24 protein-coding genes are annotated in these 23,488 nt (G+C 50.3%); 15 read left to right on the top strand and 9 right to left on the bottom strand.

What is annotated here, in order from left to right:
- Positions 1-217 precede the first annotated feature (217 nt).
- The 6 genes from garD to UNDKW_RS01255 all read left to right on the top strand — a co-directional run bounded on the left by garD (position 218) and on the right by UNDKW_RS01255 (position 6,479).
- Positions 218-1,795: a galactarate dehydratase gene (gene garD, locus UNDKW_RS01280; protein ID WP_162057274.1), complete on the top strand. Its 1,578-nt coding sequence runs from the start codon at positions 218-220 to the stop codon at positions 1,793-1,795.
- 55 nt (positions 1,796-1,850) lie between these two features.
- Entirely contained in the window at positions 1,851-2,675 is an 825-nt protein-coding gene (locus UNDKW_RS01275; protein ID WP_162039382.1) for an NAD(P)-dependent oxidoreductase, read from the top strand.
- Positions 2,676-3,282: 607 nt separating this feature from the next.
- Complete coding sequence (locus tag UNDKW_RS01270; RefSeq protein WP_162057273.1) at positions 3,283-4,014, top strand: cytochrome b/b6 domain-containing protein; 732 nt, start codon at positions 3,283-3,285, stop codon at positions 4,012-4,014.
- 35 nt (positions 4,015-4,049) lie between these two features.
- The gene (locus tag UNDKW_RS01265; protein WP_162057272.1) at positions 4,050-4,721 is read left to right on the top strand and encodes a response regulator; all 672 of its coding nucleotides are present in this window, start codon (positions 4,050-4,052) and stop codon (positions 4,719-4,721) included.
- Positions 4,718-6,067: an ATP-binding protein gene (locus tag UNDKW_RS01260; protein WP_232063193.1), complete on the top strand. Its 1,350-nt coding sequence runs from the start codon at positions 4,718-4,720 to the stop codon at positions 6,065-6,067. Before UNDKW_RS01265 ends, UNDKW_RS01260 begins: the two co-directional genes overlap by 4 nt.
- A gap of 34 nt (positions 6,068-6,101) precedes the next feature.
- Positions 6,102-6,479, top strand: a complete 378-nt coding sequence (locus UNDKW_RS01255) for a PepSY domain-containing protein (RefSeq protein ID WP_162057271.1) — start codon at positions 6,102-6,104, stop codon at positions 6,477-6,479.
- Between the two features lie 50 nt (positions 6,480-6,529).
- On the opposite strand, the gene UNDKW_RS01250 is transcribed toward UNDKW_RS01255, so the two are convergent.
- From UNDKW_RS01250 to UNDKW_RS01230, 5 genes are all read right to left on the bottom strand, one after another.
- A complete protein-coding gene (locus UNDKW_RS01250; RefSeq protein ID WP_232063192.1) occupies positions 6,530-7,567 on the bottom strand; it encodes a bifunctional nicotinamide-nucleotide adenylyltransferase/Nudix hydroxylase in 1,038 nt (345 codons plus the stop codon).
- Positions 7,568-7,612: 45 nt separating this feature from the next.
- Positions 7,613-8,364 (bottom strand): IS5 family transposase gene (locus UNDKW_RS01245; protein ID WP_370529157.1). Its coding sequence is split into 2 segments (ribosomal slippage): positions 7,613-8,034 and positions 8,034-8,364, totalling 753 coding nucleotides; the frame shifts between segments, so codons are not numbered across the junction.
- 90 nt (positions 8,365-8,454) lie between these two features.
- Entirely contained in the window at positions 8,455-10,158 is a 1,704-nt protein-coding gene (locus UNDKW_RS01240) for an NAD+ synthase (protein ID WP_162057269.1), read from the bottom strand.
- Between the two features lie 18 nt (positions 10,159-10,176).
- Entirely contained in the window at positions 10,177-11,367 is a 1,191-nt protein-coding gene (gene pncB / locus UNDKW_RS01235; protein ID WP_162057268.1) for a nicotinate phosphoribosyltransferase, read from the bottom strand.
- Positions 11,368-11,511: 144 nt separating this feature from the next.
- Positions 11,512-12,375: a cysteine hydrolase gene (locus tag UNDKW_RS01230; RefSeq protein WP_162057267.1), complete on the bottom strand. Its 864-nt coding sequence runs from the start codon at positions 12,373-12,375 to the stop codon at positions 11,512-11,514.
- 447 nt (positions 12,376-12,822) lie between these two features.
- On the opposite strand from UNDKW_RS01230, the gene UNDKW_RS01225 reads away from it, so the two are divergent.
- The 7 genes from UNDKW_RS01225 (at position 12,823) to UNDKW_RS01195 (ending at position 17,618) form a co-directional block, all read left to right on the top strand.
- Entirely contained in the window at positions 12,823-13,680 is an 858-nt protein-coding gene (locus UNDKW_RS01225) for a TIGR02452 family protein (RefSeq protein ID WP_197893069.1), read from the top strand.
- A 27-nt stretch (positions 13,681-13,707) separates the two neighbouring features.
- On the top strand, positions 13,708-14,262 hold the full coding sequence (locus UNDKW_RS01220; protein WP_162057266.1) for an RNA 2'-phosphotransferase: 555 nt from the start codon (positions 13,708-13,710) through the stop codon (positions 14,260-14,262).
- Entirely contained in the window at positions 14,252-14,806 is a 555-nt protein-coding gene (locus UNDKW_RS01215) for a dual specificity protein phosphatase family protein (RefSeq protein WP_162057265.1), read from the top strand. The genes UNDKW_RS01220 and UNDKW_RS01215 overlap by 11 nt, the downstream gene beginning before the upstream one ends.
- Positions 14,803-15,357 carry an NADAR family protein gene (locus tag UNDKW_RS01210; protein WP_162057264.1) on the top strand — a complete coding sequence of 185 codons (555 nt, stop codon included), beginning with the start codon at positions 14,803-14,805 and terminating at the stop codon, positions 15,355-15,357. The genes UNDKW_RS01215 and UNDKW_RS01210 overlap by 4 nt, the downstream gene beginning before the upstream one ends.
- A gap of 3 nt (positions 15,358-15,360) precedes the next feature.
- Positions 15,361-15,954, top strand: a complete 594-nt coding sequence (locus tag UNDKW_RS01205) for a DUF4291 domain-containing protein (protein WP_162057263.1) — start codon at positions 15,361-15,363, stop codon at positions 15,952-15,954.
- A 184-nt stretch (positions 15,955-16,138) separates the two neighbouring features.
- The gene (locus UNDKW_RS01200) at positions 16,139-16,972 is read left to right on the top strand and encodes a CmcJ/NvfI family oxidoreductase (RefSeq protein WP_162061713.1); all 834 of its coding nucleotides are present in this window, start codon (positions 16,139-16,141) and stop codon (positions 16,970-16,972) included.
- Between the two features lie 13 nt (positions 16,973-16,985).
- Positions 16,986-17,618: a 2-hydroxychromene-2-carboxylate isomerase gene (locus UNDKW_RS01195; RefSeq protein ID WP_162057262.1), complete on the top strand. Its 633-nt coding sequence runs from the start codon at positions 16,986-16,988 to the stop codon at positions 17,616-17,618.
- A 15-nt stretch (positions 17,619-17,633) separates the two neighbouring features.
- On the opposite strand, the gene UNDKW_RS01190 is transcribed toward UNDKW_RS01195, so the two are convergent.
- Both UNDKW_RS01190 and UNDKW_RS01185 read right to left on the bottom strand, forming a co-directional pair.
- Positions 17,634-19,031, bottom strand: a complete 1,398-nt coding sequence (locus tag UNDKW_RS01190) for an MFS transporter (protein WP_162057261.1) — start codon at positions 19,029-19,031, stop codon at positions 17,634-17,636.
- Complete coding sequence (locus UNDKW_RS01185; protein ID WP_162057260.1) at positions 19,028-19,834, bottom strand: alpha/beta fold hydrolase; 807 nt, start codon at positions 19,832-19,834, stop codon at positions 19,028-19,030. Before UNDKW_RS01185 ends, UNDKW_RS01190 begins: the two co-directional genes overlap by 4 nt.
- Here UNDKW_RS01185 and UNDKW_RS01180 point away from each other — a divergent pair.
- Together UNDKW_RS01180 and UNDKW_RS01175 are read left to right on the top strand one after the other, a co-directional pair.
- Positions 19,833-19,979 carry a hypothetical protein gene (locus UNDKW_RS01180; protein WP_162057259.1) on the top strand — a complete coding sequence of 49 codons (147 nt, stop codon included), beginning with the start codon at positions 19,833-19,835 and terminating at the stop codon, positions 19,977-19,979. The two genes, UNDKW_RS01185 and UNDKW_RS01180, sit on opposite strands and share 2 nt — an antisense overlap.
- A gap of 76 nt (positions 19,980-20,055) precedes the next feature.
- Positions 20,056-20,637 (top strand): TetR/AcrR family transcriptional regulator, encoded by a 582-nt coding sequence (locus UNDKW_RS01175; RefSeq protein WP_162057258.1) that lies wholly within the window; start codon positions 20,056-20,058, stop codon positions 20,635-20,637.
- A 72-nt stretch (positions 20,638-20,709) separates the two neighbouring features.
- On the opposite strand, the gene UNDKW_RS01170 is transcribed toward UNDKW_RS01175, so the two are convergent.
- Together UNDKW_RS01170 and UNDKW_RS01165 are read right to left on the bottom strand one after the other, a co-directional pair.
- The gene (locus tag UNDKW_RS01170) at positions 20,710-22,524 is read right to left on the bottom strand and encodes a family 2A encapsulin nanocompartment cargo protein cysteine desulfurase (protein WP_162057257.1); all 1,815 of its coding nucleotides are present in this window, start codon (positions 22,522-22,524) and stop codon (positions 20,710-20,712) included.
- Positions 22,499-23,440 (bottom strand): family 2A encapsulin nanocompartment shell protein, encoded by a 942-nt coding sequence (locus UNDKW_RS01165; RefSeq protein WP_162057256.1) that lies wholly within the window; start codon positions 23,438-23,440, stop codon positions 22,499-22,501. The genes UNDKW_RS01170 and UNDKW_RS01165 overlap by 26 nt, the downstream gene beginning before the upstream one ends.
- Positions 23,441-23,488 lie beyond the last annotated feature (48 nt).

Below are 23,488 nucleotides of genomic sequence, written 5' to 3'. Positions count from 1 at the left end.
TATAAATAGAGGATTTTCATAGTGAAAGCCGGTCTCTTGAGAGCAATGATGCAAATTACCACTGCGGCCAGAACTATATTTGCAAATGTTCATGCCAGTTGCTTTCTGGTATGACCACTTTGATGAAAACCAGGTTTTTCAATAAAAATAATTGTGCACAACAGCTCATCTCTTTGTGCATTGATAGCCACAAGTGGCAAAGAAGGGGGAATACAAAATGACGATAGCCAGCACCAGCCTGCCGCTAAGCTCGCCGTTATACATACGCATGCATGACAAGGACAATGTAGCGATTGTTGCCAATGATGGCGGTTTGCCAGCGGCAACGGTCTTTCCCTGTGGCTTGAGCTTGCTGGAGCATGTTCCCCAGGGGCATAAGCTGGCCTTGCAGGATATTCCCGAGGGTGCTGCCATCACCCGTTATAACGTCACCATAGGTTATGCGGTGCGCACCATCCCCCAGGGTAGCTGGGTAGAAGAGTCATTGATACACATGCCCCCCGCCAGGGAACTGGTGGATTTGCCCATCGCTACCGTGCACGCACCGAATACTGAACCACTGGAAGGCTATACCTTCATGGGTTACAGGAATGCGGATGGCAGCGTGGGTACGCGCAATATACTGGCAATCACGACGACAGTGCAATGTGTATCCGGTGTGGTTGAACATGCTGTGAAACGCATCAAGGAAGAACTCTTGCCGAAATATCCAAATGTTGATGATGTCGTCGGTCTGGAGCATACTTATGGCTGCGGCGTCGCGATTGACGCACCAAATGCCAACATCCCCATACGCACGGTACGCAATATCAGCCTGAACCCTAATTTTGGCGGACAAGCCATGGTGGTCAGCCTGGGTTGTGAAAAACTGCAACCAACACGTTTATTCCCCAAGGGCAGTATTCCCATCAAGAAGGGTGATGAAGGCAGTGGAGAACCGGCGCTGGTGTGTCTGCAGGATCAGGTGCACGTAGGCTTCAACTCCATGATCGCCTCGATCATGAACACCGCAGAGAAACAATTGGCCGAGCTGGACAAGCGCCGCCGTGAACCTTGCCCCGCATCCGAGCTGGTAGTCGGGGTGCAATGTGGTGGCAGCGATGCCTTCTCAGGCGTGACAGCCAACCCGGCTGTCGGCTTTGCGACAGATTTGCTGGTGCGTGCCGGTGCGACGGTCATGTTTTCTGAAGTGACAGAAGTGCGCGATGGCATAGACCAGTTGACTTCGCGCGCTGCCAACCCGGAAGTAGCAGCCGCCATGATCAGGGAAATGGCCTGGTATGACGATTACCTGAAACGTGGCGGCGTCGATCGCAGCGCGAATACCACACCGGGTAATAAAAAAGGCGGGCTGTCGAATATCGTTGAGAAAGCCATGGGTTCCATCGTCAAGTCTGGCAGCTCTACTATTTCCGGTGTCTTGTCACCCGGTGACAAGCTCACACAAAAAGGCTTGATCTATGCTGCTACGCCCGCCAGCGATTTTGTCTGCGGTACCTTGCAACTGGCTGCAGGCATGAACTTGCATGTATTCACAACGGGCCGCGGCACGCCGTATGGTCTTGCCGCAGTCCCCGTCATCAAGGTCGCCACCAGGAACGATCTGGCCAGACGCTGGAATGACCTTATGGATATCAATGCCGGCAAAATTGCCAGCGGCGAAGCCACAATAGCCGATGTTGGCTGGGAATTATTCCAGATGTTGCTGGATGTCGCCAGTGGCAAGGAAACCTGGGCCGAACACTGGAAATTGCATAATGCGCTGGTGCTATTTAACCCGGCGCCGATTACCTGATCAATAATCTCAGCAGAAACGCGTTTCAAGAATTCAATACAAGAGAAAGAATCCCATGAACACCAATATTACTGAAAAACCATTCAACCGCATTTTGCTGACCGGTGCTGCCGGTGGCCTGGGCAAGGTCTTGCGCGAGCGTATCAAGGCATGGGCCAATATCGTGCGCCTCAGCGATATAGCCGATCTCGGCCCAGCTGGTGAAGGCGAAGAAGTCGTCCAATGTGACCTGGCCGACAAAGCTGCGGTGCTTGCATTGATGGAAGGCGTGGATGTGGTACTGCATTTTGGCGGTATTTCTACTGAAGCCAATTTTGAAGCCATCATGCATGCAAACATACAGGGCACTTACAATATTTATGAGGCGGTACACAAGCACAATGTCAAGCGCGTGGTATTTGCCAGCTCTAACCATGCAGTTGGCTTTTACCGTACTACAGATTATATAGACGCTGACATGCCTACCCGTCCTGACGGCATGTATGGCATCAGCAAATGTTTTGGTGAATCCTTATCCCGTTTTTACTATGACAGGTTTGGCATAGAAACAGTCTGCATACGCATAGGTTCATCCTTCCCTGTGCCAACGACACGCCGTATGCTGGTGACTTATTTCAGTTACGATGATCTGGTTGAAATGCTGCGCTGCTCTATTTTTGCACAGCGCGTGGGTCACACTATTGCCTTTGGTGTTTCTGAAAATCCGGGCAAGTGGTGGGACAACAAAAAGGCTGCACATCTGGGTTACAAAGCCAAAGACAGTTCTACGGTTTTTTCTCATCTGTATCCAGACAGCAGCGAGTATCCGGCCAAAGACGATATCACTACTATTTATCAGGGCGGCGGCTTTTTGCTGACGACCCCGCAATACAAAGATTAAACCAGAAGATAAGAAGCTGTTGCGAAATCAAAAGGGCAGACAAAGTTTACTTGTCTGCCCTTTTTTCATTCACCGGCAGTCAGATCAAGGAAGTGGTAAAGAATATGAGAATGATTATCAAAGAATGATTCCACCACCCCTTCCAGCTTGTCTAAGCTGACCCAGGCTACCTGGGCTGCATCATCCACCGTGCGGATATCAGGTAGGTGATCATTCTACAAATCAAAATAATGTGCATGGGTGATAGCGTATCTTACTATCGCATCTAGATTAGCCATCGAATTTCCCTTGAGCATTACATTTCAGAACGTATAGACAGCGCCTGTCCATCGATAAAGTGGCCTCTATTTGAATCCTGGCTGTACTGTCCAGCTTCAATGCTCTTGCAGTTGACGTCCGGCATGCAAGACGCCCTACACACCGACTCCAATCTCAAAGGAGATTAACTGCTTAAGCTCATCTTAAGAATCAAAGTTCATTATTACTTCCTGGATGAGAGTCCTGCAATTCCATACCACTCCGTCTCTCGCATGGGTTCTTCATCAGCGAGTGGCAGATACATGATTTGTAAGTTTGAGAATTCCCTGAATTCCTAGAGGAGATCAAAATGAGCGATATATTAACTTCAAAAAGTGACACTAGCTGTGCCGAAAGTTCCACCAAGAAAATCCAGGTATGGGATGCGCCTGTGCGACTGACCCACTGGTTGATCGCCTTATGTTTTACAGGTGCCTATCTGACAGCAGAAGTGGATTCCTTGCGTTTGCTCCATATAAGCATGGGATACACCATGTTATTCTTGATCTGTTTTCGTCTGCTCTGGGGATTTATCGGCAGCAAATATGCACGCTTCTCTGAATTTGTGCGTTCACCCACAACTGTCATTCGTTATTTACGTGGCATGCTATCCGGGCATCCAGCTCATTTCACCGGGCACAATCCAGCAGGTGCCATGGCGATTATCGCAATGTTAGGTCTGGGCTTAATCGTCACAATATCCGGCTATGCCAACTATAATGAATTGGGCGGCGAATGGCTGGAAGAAGCGCATGAAATAGCGGCCAATATTATGCTGACAGTAGTTGGCGTACACATTGCGGGTGTTTTACTTACGAGCTATTTACATCGTCAAAATCTGGTACGCAGCATGATCAGCGGCCGTAAACTGGGTCAGCAACAGCAAGCTATACATACTACCTGGCGTTCGGTCGCCATCGTACTGATGTTAGCGGTACTCGGATTCTGGATTTATCAGGTGGATACAGCAAGGTCTGCAACAGGCACAGAAATGACACAGTCGAGCAAAGAACGTTCAGATAAAGACCGTGATAGAGATTGAATCTGGAAAAAATTTCATGACCATAGAGAATTCGTATGCGCATATTGCTGGCAGAAGATGACCCATTACTTGGCGACGGTTTGCAGGCAGGCTTACGCCAATTCGGCTTTCAGGTCGATTGGGTACGGGATGGTGTAGCAGCAGAACATGAATTGCGCAGCCAGGTGTACACCGCTGCAGTACTTGACCTCGGATTACCGCGCAAAGATGGACTGGATGTACTTGCCAGCATACGCAAGGCTGAGGTCAGTTGCCCGGTATTAATATTGACTGCACGTGATGCCATCCCAGATAAAATTCGCGGACTGGACCAGGGAGCCGATGATTATGTCATTAAACCAGTTGATCTGAATGAGCTTGCAGCAAGGTTGCGTGCGCTGATCCGGCGTGCCCATGGCCTGACGAATGAAAATCTGGAAGCACAAGATATTTTACTGGATCCGGGAGCACGAACAGTAAAACAGGCCGGCAGCGCAGTGGAAGTTTCGACGCGGGAGTTTGATCTCCTGCAAACCCTTATGCTCAACGCTGATCGTGTGCTTTCAAGGGAGCAGATCGAGCACCATTTGTACAGTTGGGGACAGGAGGTAGACAGCAATGCTATTGAGGTCCATGTACACAATTTGCGAAAAAAGCTCGGTGCAGCATCAATACTGACGGTACGTGGCGTTGGCTACATGCTACCAAAGAGCAGTCAATCATCATGACCGCACGCCCATCGCTGAAAAATCGATTACTCATCCTGACATTAACAGCTGTCGCATCCATCTGGTTGCTGGCAACTGGCATAACCTGGTTCGATGCCAAGCATGAGCTGGACGAAGTGCTGGATGGTCATTTGGCACAAGCTGCAAGCTTGCTGGCAACACATCAAATACACGAGATTGTAGAGAATGGAGAATCTCAGGATACGCATAGTTTGCACAAGTATGCACCTAAAGTCATGTACCAGGTTTTTCATTCAGGACAACTTGGTTTGCGCTCTGCAAATGCGCCGGAAACTCCTATCCTGGACGTTTCCAAGGAATTAAAAGAGGGCTTTACAAGCATTCAAATTGGCAGCCAGCAGTGGCGGGTATTTTACACAATCGGTGCTGACGCAGATGTGCAGGTTTATGTAGCAGAAGAGGTACAGGCGCGCACTGCAATCCTGTATGCAGTTTTACGTAGCCTGGTATTGCCGTTCATCATTGCACTTCCCTTGCTTGCAATAGCGCTATGGCTGGCCGTGAGGCAAGGTATGAGCCCTATGGTCAAATTAGGCCAAGTACTTGAGCAGCGCCAACCATCGGCAGTTAACCCGGTTGAGATGGTTGGAACAAGCAAAGAAACTCAGCCCGTTATTGAAGCATTAAATGGCTTGCTGGAACGCATCGCCGGCCTGATGGAGTCAGAAAGAAGATTCACGGCGGACGCAGCCCACGAACTGCGCACCCCACTTGCCGCCCTGCGCACCCAGGCCCAGGTAGCGATGGTAGAACATGATGAAACCAAACGCCAGCATGCATTAAAAGGCACGCTGGAGGCCTGCGACAGAACATCCCGTTTGATTGAGCAATTACTGACTTTATCCCGACTGGAAAGCAACGCGGAAGCTGAATTTGTGAAGTTCGACATAGCAGTCATGATACGCAGCCAAATTGCAGATATCGCCCACAAAGCCGTCAGCAAGCATCAAAGTCTGGAACTGGATGCGGACTGTAGTTGCGTTATCAATGGCAATGAAGTTCTGCTGGGTGTACTTGTTCGTAACCTGATCGACAATGCCATTCGCTACTGTCCAGAAGCTGCACGAATTTTGATTCAATTGAGCTGCATCAATAGTCAATATATCTTAACGATTGAAGATAGTGGAAATGGTCTTTCGGATCAGGATATCTCCCGGTTGGGAGAGCGATTTTTTCGTATTCAAAGTAATGTAGAAAGTGGCAGTGGCCTTGGTTGGTCTATTGCAAAAAGAATAGCAGCGGTTCATAACATGGACTTACAAGCCGGACGTTCAGAAAAATTGGAGGGATTAAAAGTGACACTGACAATGCCTGTACATTACTGAATCTCTCGTTCATATCAACAATCAGGAGTGCGCAATGAATTACGCCCGACTATTTCTTTTTTTCGCAACATGCGCTTTCGTCACTCTCTCACATGCGCAAAACAATGCGGATACACCCGCTCCACAAGTGAAAAAACCAGTAAACAGTAATTCTAAAAAAGTAATGTCTAGTCCAAAGAACCTGGAAACTGACAAGGGTTGCACGACATCAAACAAGTCTGAATGGCTGAGTCAGGATGAAATGGCTTTACTTGCCAAACATAGGGGCTACCAGTTTGAAAAAGTAAAAATATCATACGAAAGTTGCTACGAGATATATGGTAGCAATCGGGAGGGGGATTTGGTCGAAGCATATTTCGATCCCAGCAATGCAAGACTGATACGGCAAAACATTGTAAAGATAAAGCATTGATTGCAAATTCAGCTTGCGATGGGTCTCATCGCAAGCTTTCAAGAGTTGCCTCAGTGCTCGTTTGCGGTCAAATTGAGAAACTGGTCAAGAATATGGAAGTGATCATCAAAGAATAACTCCTCCATGTTTTCCAGTTTGTCTATGCCGACCCAGGCTGCCTGCGCGGCATCATCCGCCGCACGGATATCGGGTAAGTGATCAGTCTGCAAATCAAAATAATGCGCATGGGTAATCGTGCGGCCACGTAGGCTGCGGCCTGGATGGTCGAACACTTTGACATCGACCAAAGCATGCTCAAGCGTGGATGCCAATACCGCCAGATTGGTTTCTTCAAACAATTCGCGTATCGCTCCCTGGAACAGTCTTTCATTCTGGTCCAGGAAACCGCCAGGCAGTGCCCACAAGCCCTTGCCCGGAAACCCACCGCGCTGCACCAGCAAGACATGACCAGCCGCCTTGACCACGGCATCCAGAGTCACGAATGTCGGTGCATAGGGAGCTGCCTTCCATGCCTCCTGGTAAGCCAGCAGTTGTGCATGTTCTTTCACCAGCACAGCATAATGCGGCAAAATGCTCCAGGCCTTCAGGTACTGGCGCACACTCTGTGGCAGGTAATGGGCAATCACATCAAGTGATACGCGCATATCTTCTGCCTCAAACAACACCTTGCGTATGACAGTGGCATCTATCGCCAGTAATTGTTCAGCAGCGACCAACTGCCATTGCGGGAAGCGGTTCAGGTAATAGCTGGAGGCGTCCTTGAAGTGACCTATCAGGGCAATGCGCTTCGCATAAGGGAAGTGTCTTTCCACCTTGCCACGCACTGCTGCCGCCCAGCGTGCATCATCATAATAATCACGCACGGCAATATACGACACCCTGTCACGCTCAGCGGACGTGAGCGTCGCATTGATCATGTCTGCCCGCTCTTGCCAGGTGAAAGGGTTCTTGGTACTGCGCGCATGGAAGGATGAACCCAGTATGACGACTACTTCTTCTGCCGTTTCCAGCGCCAGTTGCAGGAGCGTGGCGTGGCCGTTATGAAATGGTTGAAAGCGTCCTATCAATACTGCAACGTCAATTTGCATGGCTGACTTCATAAAAGATAACTTTGATTAGGGCGTGTTGACATATCATTTTAGCCATTCAAAAGAAGCAACAATAGCGAAGAATGAGGCAAAGCGAGAAGCCAACTTGTCATAGCGTGTTGCAATTCGTCTGAATTGTTTGATTCTCGCAAAAAAACGTTCGATTACATTGCGGTTGCGATACTGAAAAGCATCAATTTCTCTTGGCTCTTTCCGGTTCGATTTTGACGGGATCACAACCTTCGCATTTCTCTCTTGAATGCGCGCAATCAAAGCATTGGCATCATAAGCTTTGTCTGCCAGTACTGCTCCTGGCTGTAGGTCTTTGAGTAATGCCTCTGCTTGCGTCACATCATGACAATGCCCCCCAGTAAGCAGGAAACGGGCTTCTTCCGCCAAGCCTTCCACACATACATCAATTTTAGTAGTCAATCCCCCGCGAGAACGGCCAAGAGCTTGCTCTCCTTTTTTTTGGCTGCGCCCGCTGCGTGTTGGTGTGCTCTCACCACTGTGCTATCAAGGTACACCTCTTCAAAATCAGCTTCTTCTCGCAACACAGAAAAAATACTTTGCCAACAATCTCGTTCAGACCACCGCGCAAAGCGCGTATAGACCGTGTTCCAGTAGCCAAACTCAACCGGCAAATCTCGCCACGGACTACCTGTGCGGGCTATCCACAACACTGCGTCAATAAACAGCCTGTCATTTCCACCAGCCCTGCCTCCGCCTCCTGTTCGTCCAGGCAACAGCCTCTCTATTCTTGCCCATTGATCGTCACGCAACAACATTCTCGACATCCTTGATTCGCCCAAATTCAAGGATGTAAACACATTTTCGGAAAAGTTAACAGCCCTCATGCAAAATAGATATGTCAACACGCCCTAATCTTAATTGCTGTACTTTGCCGCAATCGGCATTTGGCGTCCACTACCAAAAGCACGGCCACGCACGCGGATGATGGGCGGCGCCTGGCGGCGCTTATATTCATTGCGCGCCACCATGCCCATGATACGGCTCAGGCTTTTCTGGCCAGCTTCTGTCTTTTGCAATTTTTCCACAAAGGCCTGGGCCTTGGCAAACTCATGCGCTGGCAGGCGCTTGCCTTCTATATGCCATTTCAGCATTTCATCGAGCTCATCATACGGTGGCAGGCTGTCTGTATCAAGCTGGCCAGGTGCAAGCTCCGCAGACGGTGGCTTGGTCAATACATCCTGCGGGATGATTTCGCGCCCGGCTGCATCGTTGACATGTTGCGACAAGGCATACACTTCTGTCTTGTACAAGTCCCCAATCAGGCCAAGGCCACCATTGGTGTCGCCATACAGGGTACAGTAACCAACCGATATTTCGCTCTTGTTACCAGTCGTCAGCAACAGTGCGCCAAAGGCATTTGAGTATTCCATGAGTATGGTGCCACGTATGCGGGCCTGCAAATTCTCTTGCGTCAATCCACGCAGGGGTAATGCAAATGCATCTTCAAAACCCTTGGCATATTGCTCCACCAGACTCAATATGGGATGCGTATGCAATTTGACTTGCAGGTTGTCGCATAATTTGACAGAGTCAGACACCGAACCTGTGCTTGAATACGCAGATGGCATGGTGATGGCGATCACATTTTCTGCACCCAGTGCCTGCACTGCCAGGGCAATCGTCAATGCCGAATCAATACCACCTGAAGAACCGACCACCACCTGCTTGAAACCACAACGGCGCGCATAGTCTTGCAGGCCCAGGACGATCTGACGACGGGTAAATTCTGGCACAGACAAGCCCGCACTATCCGGTTTGGCCAATGCAGTACCATCAATCGCAGAAAACTGTTTGTCTGCAAATCCCAGCAACTGAAAATCTTCTTCAAAACGTGCTGCTTCAAAAGTCACGCCATCATCAGGTGTGACCGCAAAAGAAGCGCCATCAAACACCAGTTGATCTTGCCCACCAACCTGGTTCACATACAGCAAAGGCAATTGATGATGCGCAGCGGCCTTGGCAAACATCGCATGTCTTTGCTGGCGCTTGCCTATATCTGAAGGGCTGGCATTGATGCTGATGATCAGATCGACCTTGGCTACTGTCAGTGCGTTGAAAGGATTAACCTGGTAATCATGCTCTTCATCATTCCAGCCATCTTCACAGACCATGAAGCCAAGCTTGTGTCCTGCCACATCCAGTGTGCTGGCAACTTCCTGTCCTGGTTCAAAATGGCGGCGCTCATCAAAGATGCCATAAGTCGGCAGCAATTGTTTATAGTATTCAGCTACAATCTCACCATTGCGTATCGCCAGCAAAGCATTATGCAAAGCTTTGCCCTGCCCTTTGTTTGGACGCACAGTGCCGATCACGCTTACAAGATCAGGATAATCCCTGGAAGCCTGCATGATGCTAGCCAATGCCTGCTCAGCCTTCGATAAAAAGGCGCTGTCTTCGAGCAAATCGCCGGGATAATAGCCACAAACACAGAGTTCGCTGAATACTGCGACGTCAGCATTAGCTGCCGCAGCTTTTTGCATATGCTGGATGATCGCCGCAATATTGCCAGCAAAGTCACCGACCATATAATTTAATTGTGCAACTGCCAGTTTCAACATGATGAAAAAGTCCTGAATTTAAATAATAGGGTGATGAAAAACCTGACGCAGGTAAGCGAGGAAGGTTTCATCAGTACACAAGGTCTTGCCAGCAGAATCAGACAATTTTGCGACTGGCTGTCCGTTGCAGGACATGAGCTTCATAACGATATTCAAGGCTTTGATACCAGTGTCATTCGTCAGATTCGTGCCGATGCCAAAACCTGTCATGGTGCGGTCAGAAAAATGGCGGTACAGGCTGAAGGCAGTTTCCAGATTCAGACCATCAGAAAACACCAGACGCTTGGTATGTGCATCTATGCGTAACTTCGCATAGTGAGCCAGGGCCTTTTCGCCCCAGACCACAGGATCACCAGAGTCGTGGCGCAGGCCATCAAACAGTTTGGCAAAGTACAGGTCAAAGTCAGACAAGAAGGCATCCATGCCGACCACATCTGTCAATGCTGTACCCAGGTCACCAAGGTATTCCTGCACCCAGTCTTCCAGTGCGGCTTTCTGGAAATCACGCAGGCGCACGCCAAAAGACTGGTAAGACTGCAGGTATTCATGCGCCATCGTGCCTATGGGCACCAGCTTGTGTTTCTTGGCCAGATAGACATTCGATGTGCCCTTGAAGAATTGCGGCACTTCACGCGCCAGCGTGGCGACGACCTCATCATGCCATTCACCAGAGAAGCGCCTGCGCAAACCAAAATCAAAGAATTCAAAAGGGTGAGCTCTAGGTGCTTCTTTTCCAAATTCACGGATTTGTTCTATCTTGGCTGCCAGCCTGTTTCTACCCTCAACCAGAGTCTGCTCTGTTTGCAAGCGGCGGAAATATAATTCATTGACAATATGCAGTACAAAGATTTCAAAACCCATGACATGCACTTGCGGGCCAGTTGCCACGATTTGCAAGCTGTCGCCATCGGTACTGACCTTGATGAATTTACGCTGAAAATGAAAGACCGTTAAAAAATCAGTGAAGTCACTTTTGATAAAGCGCAAGGAACGCAAATAATCGAGTTCATCTTCCGTAAAATTAAGCGCGCACAAATGATCGATTTCACGTTCAACATCTTCCTTCAATTCTGCCAGCGGATAAGCCGTGGAATTGCGGCAAACGAAAGCATATTCAGTCTGGGTATTTGGATGGCTATGCAGCAAGGCTTGCCACATGGTGAATTTATATAAATCAGTTTCCAGCAAACTTTGAACTACGGGTTTCATATTTTTCTTTTCTAGTGTCACTTAAGTAGTGATGCGCCATGCGCAGCATTGCTTGACGCACCCACAAACAACCATCAGCTCGCGATTTTTTGACAAAAGGGACGGTGCGCACAGCACCCCCTACTCATTTATCTTTTGCGGCCTCTATGCATTCGCCAGCAACTCAGGCAATACGTCTGCCATCTTCGCAATCTGCAATCCCCTGGCGGCCATGTCGCGCACAAAGCCGTCAAACTGTGCATCAAATCCTGTGACTGCGCTCATGCAATCGGTCACCAATACCAGCTTGTGCAAATCGGCTGCGGCGAAGTTCTCTACCAGATGTTCAGTGGTCGCCTTCACACAATGGCTGCCTGCTTCACCAGTAATATACACGCGGTCAGCCTTACTGAGTTCTGTAATCAATTGCTGGTTCAGTTGCGTGTCAGGGTCAGTGGCATCTGGCACTTCTGCCTTCACCGCTGAATAATGCTCGGTCCACGGATTGGAGCCTTTGTTGATCTTGTTGACCACACCCAGTTGTTTTTCTTCCCAGGCATTATAGGCTGCACGCACATCTGCATGCACATTCTGCCCCCATGAGCCAATTTCGCAGTGCACCGGCCATATCATCAGTTGATAACGGCCTTCGGCTTCCAGCGCATCCAGGTAGGCCAGCGCGTGTGGCAAAGCTTCTGGCTGGCGTGGCTGATATTCGCCAGCGCGTACCGCCTCTGCCGAGATGCTGGTGAAAGGAGCCACTGCCGCGCCCTGCCCCGTCATCCAGAAAGTGGGATGGGCAATGTCATAGCGATGATGTGCGTCCAGAGTGATGCTGATACCGCTGATGCCATCTGCGCCTTTATTGATAAGTTCAGCCACGCGCAACATGTCGGCATGGGCACCAGGCACAGGCAGGGCTGGCGATAATGACTCTGCGCTATGCGCATCCCTTGCCAGATAAGCTGGCGGCAAATCACAGAAATCATTTTGCGGATCAATGATGAGGACTTGCAAATTGCGTTTCATGATGTTTCCTTTTCTTGTGAGGCTGATTCTATTGTAGGTCACTTAGTTATTTTTTGCAACTAAGTATCCGCATTTTCTTTTTGCTCGCCTTATCAACACTAAAAATAGCGCTCATAGTTAAAAATAAGTTTTTATTTTCAATAAGTTAGCACGGAACATGCGTTTGTCTAAGTACCGGTCTTCTCAAGTAACCGATTACAATTAGTTGCAAATACTAAGACTACAAACCTGCATACATAATAAATTACCTGCTGAATTTCTTTTCAGCACCACTTATCTAAGTTTTACTGCCATTCAAGCAGCCTTACTCTGCAATTAAACAACATTTCTTCATCCTTAGTTATTTTATGAAACTATCTTAGGTGATTTTTTTCAATAAGATAGTTTATAGTTCACTTATACGGGATTCATATATTCTTACTGACAACAATAAGATAGAGAAAAATAATGCAAACTACAGTAATCAATAGAAAACGAAGAGCCGACATTGCCCAGGAAACCCTGGCAATACTAGAACGTGGCAACTATATCAGCCAGCATGGCAATCAGGTCAGCATACAAGGTAGTTTGACGGCCGCAAAGCAAGCATCCATCCACTACTCGCCTGAAGAATTAAAGCAAGTGTTGCGCGCACTCAAGTCTGGTGAAAAATTTGCTACTGCTATCAGCGTCACCAATGAAGGCTGCCTGACAGCAGCCAGTCGACTGGCATCAGAAAATAGAGTGAGCCCACTTTGCCTGAATTTCGCATCTGCCAAAAACCCAGGTGGCGGCTTTTTGAGTGGCTCAGAAGCGCAGGAAGAAAATCTGGCGAAATCATCTGGTTTATATCCCTGCATTGCGCAAATGACTGCCATGTATGAAAAGAATCGCGCCTTACAATCTTGCATCTATAGCGATGACATGATTTATTCGCCAAACGTACCTGTATTCAGGGATGAGGATTATGCCTTGTTGGATAACTTCTACAACGCATCCTTCATCACTGCACCTGCCGTCAATCTGGGTGCATTAAAAATGAATGAACCTGAGCGTGTCGGCGAAGCGGCTGGCATTATGCTCAACAGGATCAATCTTGTATTGGCATTGGCACTTAAACATGGACATAGACATCTGGTACTGGGCGCCTGGGGCTGCGGGGTATTCGGCAACGATCCGCAAAAAATCGCTGCTTGCTTCTTAAATGCCCTATCACCTGGATCGATTTTTCATGGCGCGTTTGAAAAGATTGTCTTTGCTGTACTGGATAAGAAAAACACCGGAAGTCTTCAGGCTTTCGAAACCACATTCACGAACAATAAATAAGTTACGACAATAAATCAAAAAAATAAAATGAATAATAACAATAAAAACTTCAGTAAATTTCTCAGCTATGTACTGCGCCACCAGCCCGACTCCATAGGCATCACTCTGGATGCACAAGGCTGGACAGAAATAGCTACACTAATGAGCCAGGCCGCGAAGCATGGCAAGCGTTTCAAGCTGGAAGACTTGCATGAAGCGGTGCGCACTTCTGACAAGCAACGCTTTGCACTCAGTGAAGATGGTTTGCGCATACGTGCAAACCAGGGGCATTCGGTAGCGGTGGATCTGGCTTTGCCTGTGACAGTACCGCCAGACGTTTTGTATCATGGTACGGCCAGCCGTTTTATCGCTTCCATCATGGAGGAAGGGCTACGCCCTGGTTCGCGTCATCACGTGCATCTGTCGGCAAATACGACAACAGCGCGTACAGTTGGTGCGCGGCATGGTACGCCGGTTATCTTGCAAGTCATGGCAAAACAGATGCAGGAAGACGGTATCCAGTTTTTTGTATCGGCGAATGGCGTGTGGCTATGTGATAGCGTGCCACCCAAATATTTGATCAGGACGAGTGATGACAATTAAGCGACCACATAAGAATACTTACTGGGTAAGACCAGGAAAATTACTGGCAGGCGAATACCCGGGTGCCCTGGATGCAAACACGGCAGCGCAAAGGCTGGGGCAATATCTCGATTGCGGCGTTGATTATTTTATCGACCTGACAGAAGAAGATGAACTGGCCCCTTACGCACCGCTGTTGATAAAGCTGGCTGAAGAGCGCGGCATGCAGGCTCAACATCGCCGCTTTGCCATCCCAGACCGACATACTCCATCATCGCCAGGGCAGATGCAGGAAATCCTGCATGCACTGCACGAAGCACTTGCAAAGCAGCATACCGTGTATGTGCATTGCTTTGGCGGCATAGGCCGCACCGGCACGGTGATCGGCTGCTATCTGGCAGAGCAACACCAGGACAGCAAGGCAGGCTTGCAGGAACTGGCGCAATTATGGCAGCAGATGGAAAAGAAAAACTTTTGGCCAGAGACGCCGCAAACTACAGAACAGCATGCCTGGGTATTGGCCTGGTCCGTGGATAGCAATTCGGACCGTACAGGAAAGATATGAATACGCGAGAAGAATTATTAAAGCAGATAGACGAGGGCAAGCAGTTCAACTATCTGCATTTCTGGGGTCATAAGCAGCGCGGCTTACAACCAGATAAAGCCTGCTTCAGTCAGTGGTTTGTTGCGCCGTTCCAGATCGATGGCATCACTTACCCTACGGCTGAACATTATATGATGGCTGGCAAGGCCAGGCTGTTCCGTGACCAGATCGTGTTCAAAGAAATACTGGCGGCCAGCGACCCGGATATGGTGAAGCGCCTGGGCAGGAAAGTGAAGAATTATGATGAATCGACATGGGTAGAGCAACGCTTCCAGATAGTAGTCGAAGGCAACTATGCGAAATTTTCACAAAACCCAAAACTGAAGCAATACCTGTTAAGTACCGCAGACAAGATCATCGTCGAAGCCAGCCCGCTGGATAGAATCTGGGGCACAGGTCTGGCGCAAGATCATCCTGACAGCAATAACCCAAAACTTTGGCAAGGCTTGAATTTGCTGGGTTTTGCGTTGATGGAAGTCAGAAGCAGACTACTGTCTGAACACAAATATTAAAAAATGAAATTTGAAGCTTATAAAACACAAGTAAAACACTGGCCAGAGAATGGCAAGCACATCATGGCGCAATTTGACGAAGATACTATCATCGTCTATCAGGCATATTCTGATGCCATTGCCGATTTTGCAGTTAAGCACCAATACTTTGGCGGTGCATACAGCTATACACGCATGAGCTGGATCAAGCCCAATTTTTTATGGATGATGTTTCGGTCTGGCTGGGCACAAAAAGCTGGGCAAGTACGTGTACTGGCAATACGCATCAAGCGCAGTTTTTTTGATGAAATTTTAGCGCAGGCTATTCCATCATCTTTTGCCGCCTCAGAATTTCCCACACAAGAAATATGGAAGCAGGCGATAGAAACCTCAGACGTGCGTTTGCAGTGGGACCCTGATCACGATCCTGTGGGCAACTGCCTGCCACGGCGCGCGCTGCAATTAGGTTTGCGCGGAGAAATGCTGACGCGCTATGGCAAAAAAGAAATACTGGAAATCACCGATATCACGCCGTTTGTGTTGCAGCAATTCGCGCATGCTGACCTACCGGAACAATTGTTGATACCAACAGAATCCATTTATCGTTCTTGCATTTGACATGCACACCAAGCATGCGAATCACGCAAAAATCTCGTTTGAATATCAGCCTCGCATCCGTTTAAATATCCATAGACGACAGCCCTGAACTTACCATCCGGAAGCGCGGCTTCGTCACGATATGGCGGGAGGCGATATGCATGTCTTTACTGAGCATCAAAGGGAATTTTCACTACCTGTATCAATGCCTGGCAGCAGTTACGTGCTGGCGCCCATGAGCTATGTTTTGCCTGATGGTCAGCGACCTGTCAGTTATACCTTTGAACCACCAGCTGGCATCCCTTGGGAAAACGCCACTTACGATTTGCGTGAAGTTGCGATACATGATGCACGTCAGGCTGAACAGGAGCCGCAGCTTGAACGCGAGGGTTTTGAATTATGGGATGCGCCCACTTCCGTCAAAAACTTCATGGATCATGAAGAAGTCAGGTCTGACTATTATCAGGAAGCGCGTGAACTTGCGCTGGCTGTTACTGGTGGCAAGCAGGCCTATGTTTTTGACCACCTCGTCAGGCGACGCGAAACCAGGCAAGCCACGTTGTCATTTGGCAGGCGCGCAGAGAGCGGTCTGGCCGCCGCCAATGGGCGCATACATAATGACTATACTGAACAGTCAGGGCAAAAGCGCCTTGGCCTGGTGATCCGGGATCTGGAAGTGATGGCGCAGATACGGCGTTATTGCATCATCAATATCTGGCGCCCTACCCACAACACCGTGCTCGATACACCACTGGCCATTTGTGATGCACGCACAGTGAGGCAATCGCATCTGCTGGCTTGCGATGTCAAATACCCTAACCGCACGGGTGAGATTTATTTGTCCAGATTTTCACCAAGGCATCGCTGGTCTTATTTCGCCGAAATGCAGCCGCATGAGGCGCTGATCTTCAAGCAATATGACAGCCAGTTCAATGGCGTTTCGCGTTTTACACCACATGCTGCATTTGATCACCCGCATGCACCGCTTGATGCACCACCAAGAGAAAGCATAGAGCTGCGCTGCCTGGTGGTATTTTGAAAAGGAGGTCACGATGGATATCCCGATAAGCAGCATGCCTGTCATTGATTTCTGGTTTGAGTTTGGCAGCAATTACAGCTACCTGAGCGTCATGCGCATAGAACAGGATGCGGCCAGGGCAGGTGTCAGGGTGCGCTGGCAGCCCTTCCTGCTTGGCCCCATATTCCAGGCTCTGGGATGGCAGACATCGCCCTTTGTATTGCAGAAAGCCAAAGGCGATTATGTCTGGCTGGATATGGAAAGACAATGCCGCAAGTATGGCCTGCCCTGGAAAAAGCCCGGCAATTTCCCACGCCCGGCGATCTTGCCCTTAAGGGTCGCGGTACTGGGTGCGGAGCAAGACTGGATGGCAGAATATTGTCGCCGCATCATGCAAATGAATTTTGCGCATGACCGGGATATCGATAACAAAGATGTGGTCGCTGCTGTGCTGAACGACATGGGCTTGCCCGCAACTGAAATCATCGCGCAAGCCCTGAGCGATGAAAACAAATTGAAGTTGCGCAAGCAAACCGAACTGGCCATGAGCAAGGGCATCTTTGGTGCGCCCACTTTTTTTGTGGGCGGGCAGATGTACTGGGGAAATGACAGGCTCGATGATGCGCTTGCCCATGCACGGGATTTGTTGATTTATCCCGATGCATGAGCCTGGTTATCTGGATCAGGCTGTTGCTGCTGCATCGGCTGGTATCTGAGGTTTCTGCACGACTTGCGTCCTGATGAACATACTTAATAAGGCAGTCAGCACGCCACCCGCAATCAGGAAAAGATAAACATAGCGGAATTGCTGCAGATTCTGTCCCTGTCCACCCAGTATGGTCACCGTAAAAGCCACACCGAGGGCCGAACCAAACTGGCGTACCGCCTGGTTCACCGCACTACCCACGCCAAAACGCTTGGCAGGCAGGCGTGCCACCGCTGCGCCTGACAGTGATGGCAACACCAGGCCTACACCTATGCCACTGAGCAGCATGCCGGGCAACCATACCGTAAGATAATCAGCAGTCAGGCTGGTGTTCAGGTAGAACCATAAGCCGCTCAATGCATAGATCAATCCACCTGAGACCAGCAGAGGTTTGTGCCCAAAGCGGGCAACGTAGCGGCCAGAGATAATTGCCACTGGCATGACCATCAAAGGGCCGGGCGTTATGCCAAAACCGGCCTTGATCAGACCATAATGCCAGATTGCCGTCATGAATAAAAAGAAGCTCAGGAACATGGCGGTAAACGCGGCCCCAAATACCAGGGTGGCGGCATTCACAAAGCGGTAATTCCTGTCCTCGAACAAACTCAAATCCACCGCTGCGTGTGGCTTGCCTTTGGCCCAAAAGATAAAAACAAGAAGTATCGCTACGCCGGCGCTGATGGTGGCAAGAGTTGATGGTGCCAGCCAGCCCCAGTTGTCGGACTGGACTATGCCGAGTATCAGCAAGCCACTGCCTGCGATGAGCAAAAATACACCTGGCCAGTCAAAGCGATGGCCGGTTTCCAGGTTGCGTGATTCTGACAGGCTTAGCGCCGCCCTGATCATGGCAATAATACCTATGGGCACATTGATCAAAAATGCCCATTGCCAGTTGATGCTTTCTATAATGAGCGCACCTGCACTAGGCCCGACTGCCGCTGCCAGCGCAGCAACCGCACCCCACAGACTGACAGCAATGGCACGCTTCTCAATAGGAAAAGCCTGCAATACCAGTGCCAAAGAAGTTGGCGTCAGCAAGGCCGCACCAACAGCTTGCAAGACACGGAAAAAGATCAGCATACCCGTGCTGCCAGCCACACCGCACAAACCGGATGCCAGGGTGAACACGCCCACACCAAGTATGAACAAACGCTTGCGCCCCAATAAATCTGCCAGGCGACCGGCGGGGACCAGTAACGCAGCATAGACGATGGTATAGGCGTTCAACACCCAGGACAGTTCACTGGGCCGAACATCGGGGAAGGCATGACGCAATGCGGGGAAGACAGCGAATCCTATGGTGGCATCAAGCGACACCAGAAATACAGCAACGCTGGCCAGCGCAAAGGTCGGCCAGGGGCTAATATTTTTCATGATGCTTCTCCGGCTCCTACCACTCTTTCAACAATATCGGCGGCAAGTTTGTTAATGATGAAGCTGACAGCTGCCGCATGTATCTCTGGCGTGCGCAAGATGCGCCTGTGTCCGGTTCCTGCGCTTGCGACCAGGCTGGCTTGCGGCCAGGCAGCAGCCAGGGCCTGGCTTTCTGTATAGGGCATTTCTTTATCTTCAGGGTCATGCAGGATCAGGGCGGGGTGACGCATGCCATGCTGCAATTGGGACAAATCCATGGACGACAGCGGTGCGCCTATGCTGCTTGCCAGCATGTCTTCCAGCTGCTGCCTGGTTGCTTCGTCCAGTCCACCTGCCCTGGCTGCATGCTGGAATACGCGTGTCAGCGAAGCCGGGCCGCACAGATGCACACTAGCCTTGACTTGTACGCCTTGCGCAAACGCATACAGGCTGGCGGCGGAGCCTACTGAATGGGCGATCGTGGCAGTCAGTGTTCCCAGATGTTTTGCCACAGCGACAACGGCTTTGCCATAGTCGAGTACATTGGTCGTTTCGCCTTGCGATGCACCGTGTGCAGGTGCATCCAGCGCCGTCACGCTAAAACCTGCCCGCAGCAAAGGGGCGACAAAGCCTGCCATGTGGCTGGCGCGGCTTTCCCAGCCATGCAGAAGCAAGACTTGCGGCCCCTGTCCCCAGGTCCAGGCACGCAACTCCAGCCCGGCATAAGGAATGGTGACGGGCCGCGCCTGCGCCAGTGCCTTTTTATCATCTTCAGTTTCTACCTGCCTTTGCGGCCGGGTGAATGCCTGCAAGATCATGTCCATGATGGGCTTATTTGTTGCATTATTTATTGGATTATTTGTTGCATTATTTGTTGCATTATTTGTTGCTCTGGCTGATGTATTCATGCTGCCCCCGAAATTAGATGACGAATATAATCCAATGGATGTTGATTATCATCTAAAATAGAGATTCATGTCAAACTTGATTAAAATCAGTATTAAAATGAAAACGCTGGTTGGCAGATTTTTTAGGAATTGAGCAAATGAGAACTACCCGCGAACAAGCCGCGCAAACCCGTGAGCGCATAGTGGAAACCGCTGCCCGCCTGTATCGTGAACATGGCATCAATGGCATAGGCGTGGCCGACCTGATGAAAGAAGCCGGGCTCACGCATGGCGGTTTTTACAAACACTTTGAATCCAAGGAAGCCCTGATTGCCGAAGCCTGCAGTACCGCGCTGGAAAGCACACGTACAGAACTGCTGCGCAAGACAGAACTGGTCAGCGACGAAGAAGCCATCGCCAGCCTGGTGCATAGTTACCTGAGCCGGGCGCATAGTGAACATCCGGGCCATGGTTGCGCGATTGCGGCACTCGGGGCAGAAGCCGCGCGCGGCGAAGCAGCCAGCAAGGAAGTAATGGCGCAAGGGGTTGAGCAGCTATTAGCTATCATCAGCAAACAATTGCATCGTTCAGGGGTTAAGGATGATGCTGCTACCGCGCATGGCGTCTTGTCTTCACTGATAGGTGGCCTGCTGTTGTCGCGCATGATGGACAAACCGGCGAACGCCAAGGCAGTATTGCGCGACACCAGTGAGTTTGTGTTGAAGGCAGTACAGAAATAATAATGAAGTAAAAAAACTGCCCGTTATTTCTAACGGGCAGATGCATTAAATTAATTTACCTCACTTGTAAATTCACTTGCGATTATTTGCCAGCCTGCGTACCACAGCCAGCAAACGGTCTATCTCTTCACAAGTATTGTAGAAAGCAAACGAAGGCCGCACCGTTGCTTCCAGACCAAAGCGGCGCAAAATTGGTTGGGCGCAATGATGGCCGGAACGTACTGCGATTCCCTCCTCATTGAGTGCCTTGCCGACTTCTGCCGTTTCATATCCCGCCAGCACAAAAGACGCGACACTGGCTTTTTGATGCGCAGTACCGACCAGGCGCACACCGGGTATGCTCTTCAGCCCATGCGTTGCATATTCCAGCAAGGCATGTTCATACAGGGCGATATTTTCCAGGCCTATGCGCTCGACATAATCAAGTGCGGCCCCCAGGCCAACTGCATCGGCAATATTGCCCGTGCCAGCTTCAAAGCGTGCCGGTGCTGGCTGATAACGGGTGTGCTCGAAAGTCACATCTGCAATCATATTGCCGCCGCCCTGCCAGGGTGGCAGTTGTTCCAGCAAGGCCTTCTTGCCATACACCACGCCTATGCCTGTCGGGCCAAATATTTTGTGACCCGAGAAGACATAAAAGTCAGCATCCAGCGCCTGCACGTTCACGCGCAGATGTGACACGGCTTGCGCCCCATCGATCAGTACGCGGGCACCGGCAGCATGGGCCAGGGCAGTAATCTCATGCACAGGGGCGATGGTACCCAGGGCATTGGACACTTGCGTTACCGCCACCAGACGGGTCTTGCTGTTCAGGAGCTTGCGGTACTCATTAAGCAAGACCTGGCCACTGTCATCCACAGGAATGACGCGTATGACAGCTCCTTTCTCAGCCGCCAGTTGCTGCCAGGGCACGATATTGGCATGATGTTCAAGCTCAGAGACGATGATCTCATCACCCGCACCTATGAACTTCTTGCCAAAGGTTTGCGCTACCAGATTGATACCTTCAGTCGCACCGCGCACGAAGATGATTTCCTGCTCACTGGCAGCGCCCAGAAAGTTGGCTACCTTTTTGCGTGCAGACTCATAAGCATCGCTGGCGCGTGCTGCCAGTTCATGCGCCGCTCTATGAATATTTGAGTTTTCATGCTCATAGAAATAACTGATGCGGTCTATCACCGACTTAGGCTTGTGCGTGGTGGCTGCATTATCAAACCACACCAGTTGCTTGCCATTGACACGCTCGGCCAGGATAGGGAAATCCCTGCGCACGGCGTTGATGTCAAAGGGTGCTGCCAAGGATGGATTAGCGGCTCGAGGTGCCTGATCCCAGTAGTCTTGCTCGCCTTGCTGGAAATAATACGCAGGTTGCGCAGCAGTGCCACTGGCTTGCGGTGCAGGCGCAGAGGCTGGATATAACTCACCCAGTATGCGTTGCAATTGCTCTTGCCCCGGTACGTTGAAAGCACTCGCGCCTGACTGTTTGCCAGTGCCCGTACCTGTTCCTTGCGCCGCCAGGCTGTCAAGATTATTGTCAGCAACAGGATAGCCGTGCTCATGCCCGACAAAATAATAGGGCGTGCTTGAACTGACACCACCCACTTGCGGGCGTGATGGCGCAATGCTGCTACCAGCATTTTGTGGTACGCCACTGGCGGAGACAGAAGGCTGGCTTTGCACCGAGCTGCTATCGTGGACTGGCGTACGCGCCGACGGTGGTGCTTCAGGTGTATTGCCCTTGCTAAAGCCCGGCAAAAATTGCGCAGCCGCTTGGGCCGCACCTGGCACGAGGGCAAAAAATTCTGATGCCATGCGGTTCAGTGAAGCTTCATCCGGCAAACCTGAATTTGCCGAAGTTGTATTATTTGTAGGTGTCAGGATAGTCATGGTATTTACCGATCTCTACGTCATCCAGAACAGCCACGGCATCATCTGTCAATACGGCCAGCGAGCAGTACAGGGAGATGAGGTAAGAGGCAATCGCATTGCGGTTGATGCCCATGAAGCGCACAGACAAACCAGGGCTTTGTTCACCCGCCAGGCCAGGCTGGAACAAACCAACCACACCCTGACGTTTTTCACCAACGCGCAACAGGATGATTTTTGTTTTGCCATCTTCGATAGGCAACTTGTCAGACGGCACCAGTGGCACACCGCGCCAGGTCAGGAATTGCGAACCGAACAGGCTGACTGTTGGTGGTGGCACGCCACGGCGTGTGCATTCACGGCCAAAGGCAGCAATTGCGAGTGGGTGGGCGAGGAAGAAGCCAGGCTCTTTCCAGACCTTGGTCAGCAAATCATCGAGGTCATCCGGTGTAGGTGCACCGGTCAGGGTGGAAATACGCTGATCATCATGCACATTGGCCAGCAGACCATAATCAGGATTATTGATGAGTTCGCTTTCCTGCCTTTCCTTGATGGTTTCTACGGTCAGGCGCAATTGTTCCTTGATCTGGTCATGCGGGCTACTGTACAGATCAGAGATACTGGTATGCACGTCCAGCACGGTAGCGACGGCATTAAGGAAATACTCGCGTGGTTGTTCGTCATAATCGACAAAGGTTTGCGGCAATTCGGATTCATCGCGCTGCGAGCAGGCTACACGCACATCCTTGGGATTTTTTACCTTGTTGAGGCGGTAGATACCTGCCTCTACCGGCAGCCATTGCAGCAGATGCACCAGCCAGCGTGGCGAGATGGTGGATAACTGGGGTACGGTCTTGGTGGCATTCGCCAACTGCCTGGCGGCATTATCACCTAGCGCAAAATTGCCAGTAGTTACTTCACTAGTTACATCGGTCATTGCTTCACTCCATAAAAGTCAGTGCATAAAAAAATGAACAGGCGTGCG

The sequence above is a fragment of the Undibacterium sp. KW1 genome, from assembly GCF_009937955.1.
Taxonomy (GTDB): Bacteria; Pseudomonadota; Gammaproteobacteria; order Burkholderiales; family Burkholderiaceae_D; genus Undibacterium.
The sequence above is the reverse complement of the archived record's forward strand: the minus strand, read 5'-3'. Positions and strand labels throughout refer to the sequence as shown.

What these genes read in the sequence shown, in the direction of transcription:
- garD (WP_162057274.1), top strand. Translation starts at nt 218, where the DNA reads ATGACGATAGCCAGCACCAGCCTGCCGCTAAGCTCGCCGTTATACATA.
- UNDKW_RS01275 (WP_162039382.1), top strand. Translation starts at nt 1,851, where the DNA reads ATGAACACCAATATTACTGAAAAACCATTCAACCGCATTTTGCTGACC.
- UNDKW_RS01270 (WP_162057273.1), top strand. Translation starts at nt 3,283, where the DNA reads ATGAGCGATATATTAACTTCAAAAAGTGACACTAGCTGTGCCGAAAGT.
- UNDKW_RS01265 (WP_162057272.1), top strand. Translation starts at nt 4,050, where the DNA reads ATGCGCATATTGCTGGCAGAAGATGACCCATTACTTGGCGACGGTTTG.
- UNDKW_RS01260 (WP_232063193.1), top strand. Translation starts at nt 4,718, where the DNA reads ATGACCGCACGCCCATCGCTGAAAAATCGATTACTCATCCTGACATTA.
- UNDKW_RS01255 (WP_162057271.1), top strand. Translation starts at nt 6,102, where the DNA reads ATGAATTACGCCCGACTATTTCTTTTTTTCGCAACATGCGCTTTCGTC.
- UNDKW_RS01250 (WP_232063192.1), bottom strand. Translation starts at nt 7,567, where the DNA reads ATGCAAATTGACGTTGCAGTATTGATAGGACGCTTTCAACCATTTCAT.
- UNDKW_RS01240 (WP_162057269.1), bottom strand. Translation starts at nt 10,158, where the DNA reads ATGTTGAAACTGGCAGTTGCACAATTAAATTATATGGTCGGTGACTTT.
- pncB (WP_162057268.1), bottom strand. Translation starts at nt 11,367, where the DNA reads ATGAAACCCGTAGTTCAAAGTTTGCTGGAAACTGATTTATATAAATTC.
- UNDKW_RS01230 (WP_162057267.1), bottom strand. Translation starts at nt 12,375, where the DNA reads ATGAAACGCAATTTGCAAGTCCTCATCATTGATCCGCAAAATGATTTC.
- UNDKW_RS01225 (WP_197893069.1), top strand. Translation starts at nt 12,823, where the DNA reads ATGCAAACTACAGTAATCAATAGAAAACGAAGAGCCGACATTGCCCAG.
- UNDKW_RS01220 (WP_162057266.1), top strand. Translation starts at nt 13,708, where the DNA reads ATGAATAATAACAATAAAAACTTCAGTAAATTTCTCAGCTATGTACTG.
- UNDKW_RS01215 (WP_162057265.1), top strand. Translation starts at nt 14,252, where the DNA reads ATGACAATTAAGCGACCACATAAGAATACTTACTGGGTAAGACCAGGA.
- UNDKW_RS01210 (WP_162057264.1), top strand. Translation starts at nt 14,803, where the DNA reads ATGAATACGCGAGAAGAATTATTAAAGCAGATAGACGAGGGCAAGCAG.
- UNDKW_RS01205 (WP_162057263.1), top strand. Translation starts at nt 15,361, where the DNA reads ATGAAATTTGAAGCTTATAAAACACAAGTAAAACACTGGCCAGAGAAT.
- UNDKW_RS01200 (WP_162061713.1), top strand. Translation starts at nt 16,139, where the DNA reads ATGCCTGGCAGCAGTTACGTGCTGGCGCCCATGAGCTATGTTTTGCCT.
- UNDKW_RS01195 (WP_162057262.1), top strand. Translation starts at nt 16,986, where the DNA reads ATGGATATCCCGATAAGCAGCATGCCTGTCATTGATTTCTGGTTTGAG.
- UNDKW_RS01190 (WP_162057261.1), bottom strand. Translation starts at nt 19,031, where the DNA reads ATGAAAAATATTAGCCCCTGGCCGACCTTTGCGCTGGCCAGCGTTGCT.
- UNDKW_RS01180 (WP_162057259.1), top strand. Translation starts at nt 19,833, where the DNA reads ATGATGGGCTTATTTGTTGCATTATTTATTGGATTATTTGTTGCATTA.
- UNDKW_RS01185 (WP_162057260.1), bottom strand. Translation starts at nt 19,834, where the DNA reads ATGGACATGATCTTGCAGGCATTCACCCGGCCGCAAAGGCAGGTAGAA.
- UNDKW_RS01175 (WP_162057258.1), top strand. Translation starts at nt 20,056, where the DNA reads ATGAGAACTACCCGCGAACAAGCCGCGCAAACCCGTGAGCGCATAGTG.
- UNDKW_RS01170 (WP_162057257.1), bottom strand. Translation starts at nt 22,524, where the DNA reads ATGACTATCCTGACACCTACAAATAATACAACTTCGGCAAATTCAGGT.
- UNDKW_RS01165 (WP_162057256.1), bottom strand. Translation starts at nt 23,440, where the DNA reads ATGACCGATGTAACTAGTGAAGTAACTACTGGCAATTTTGCGCTAGGT.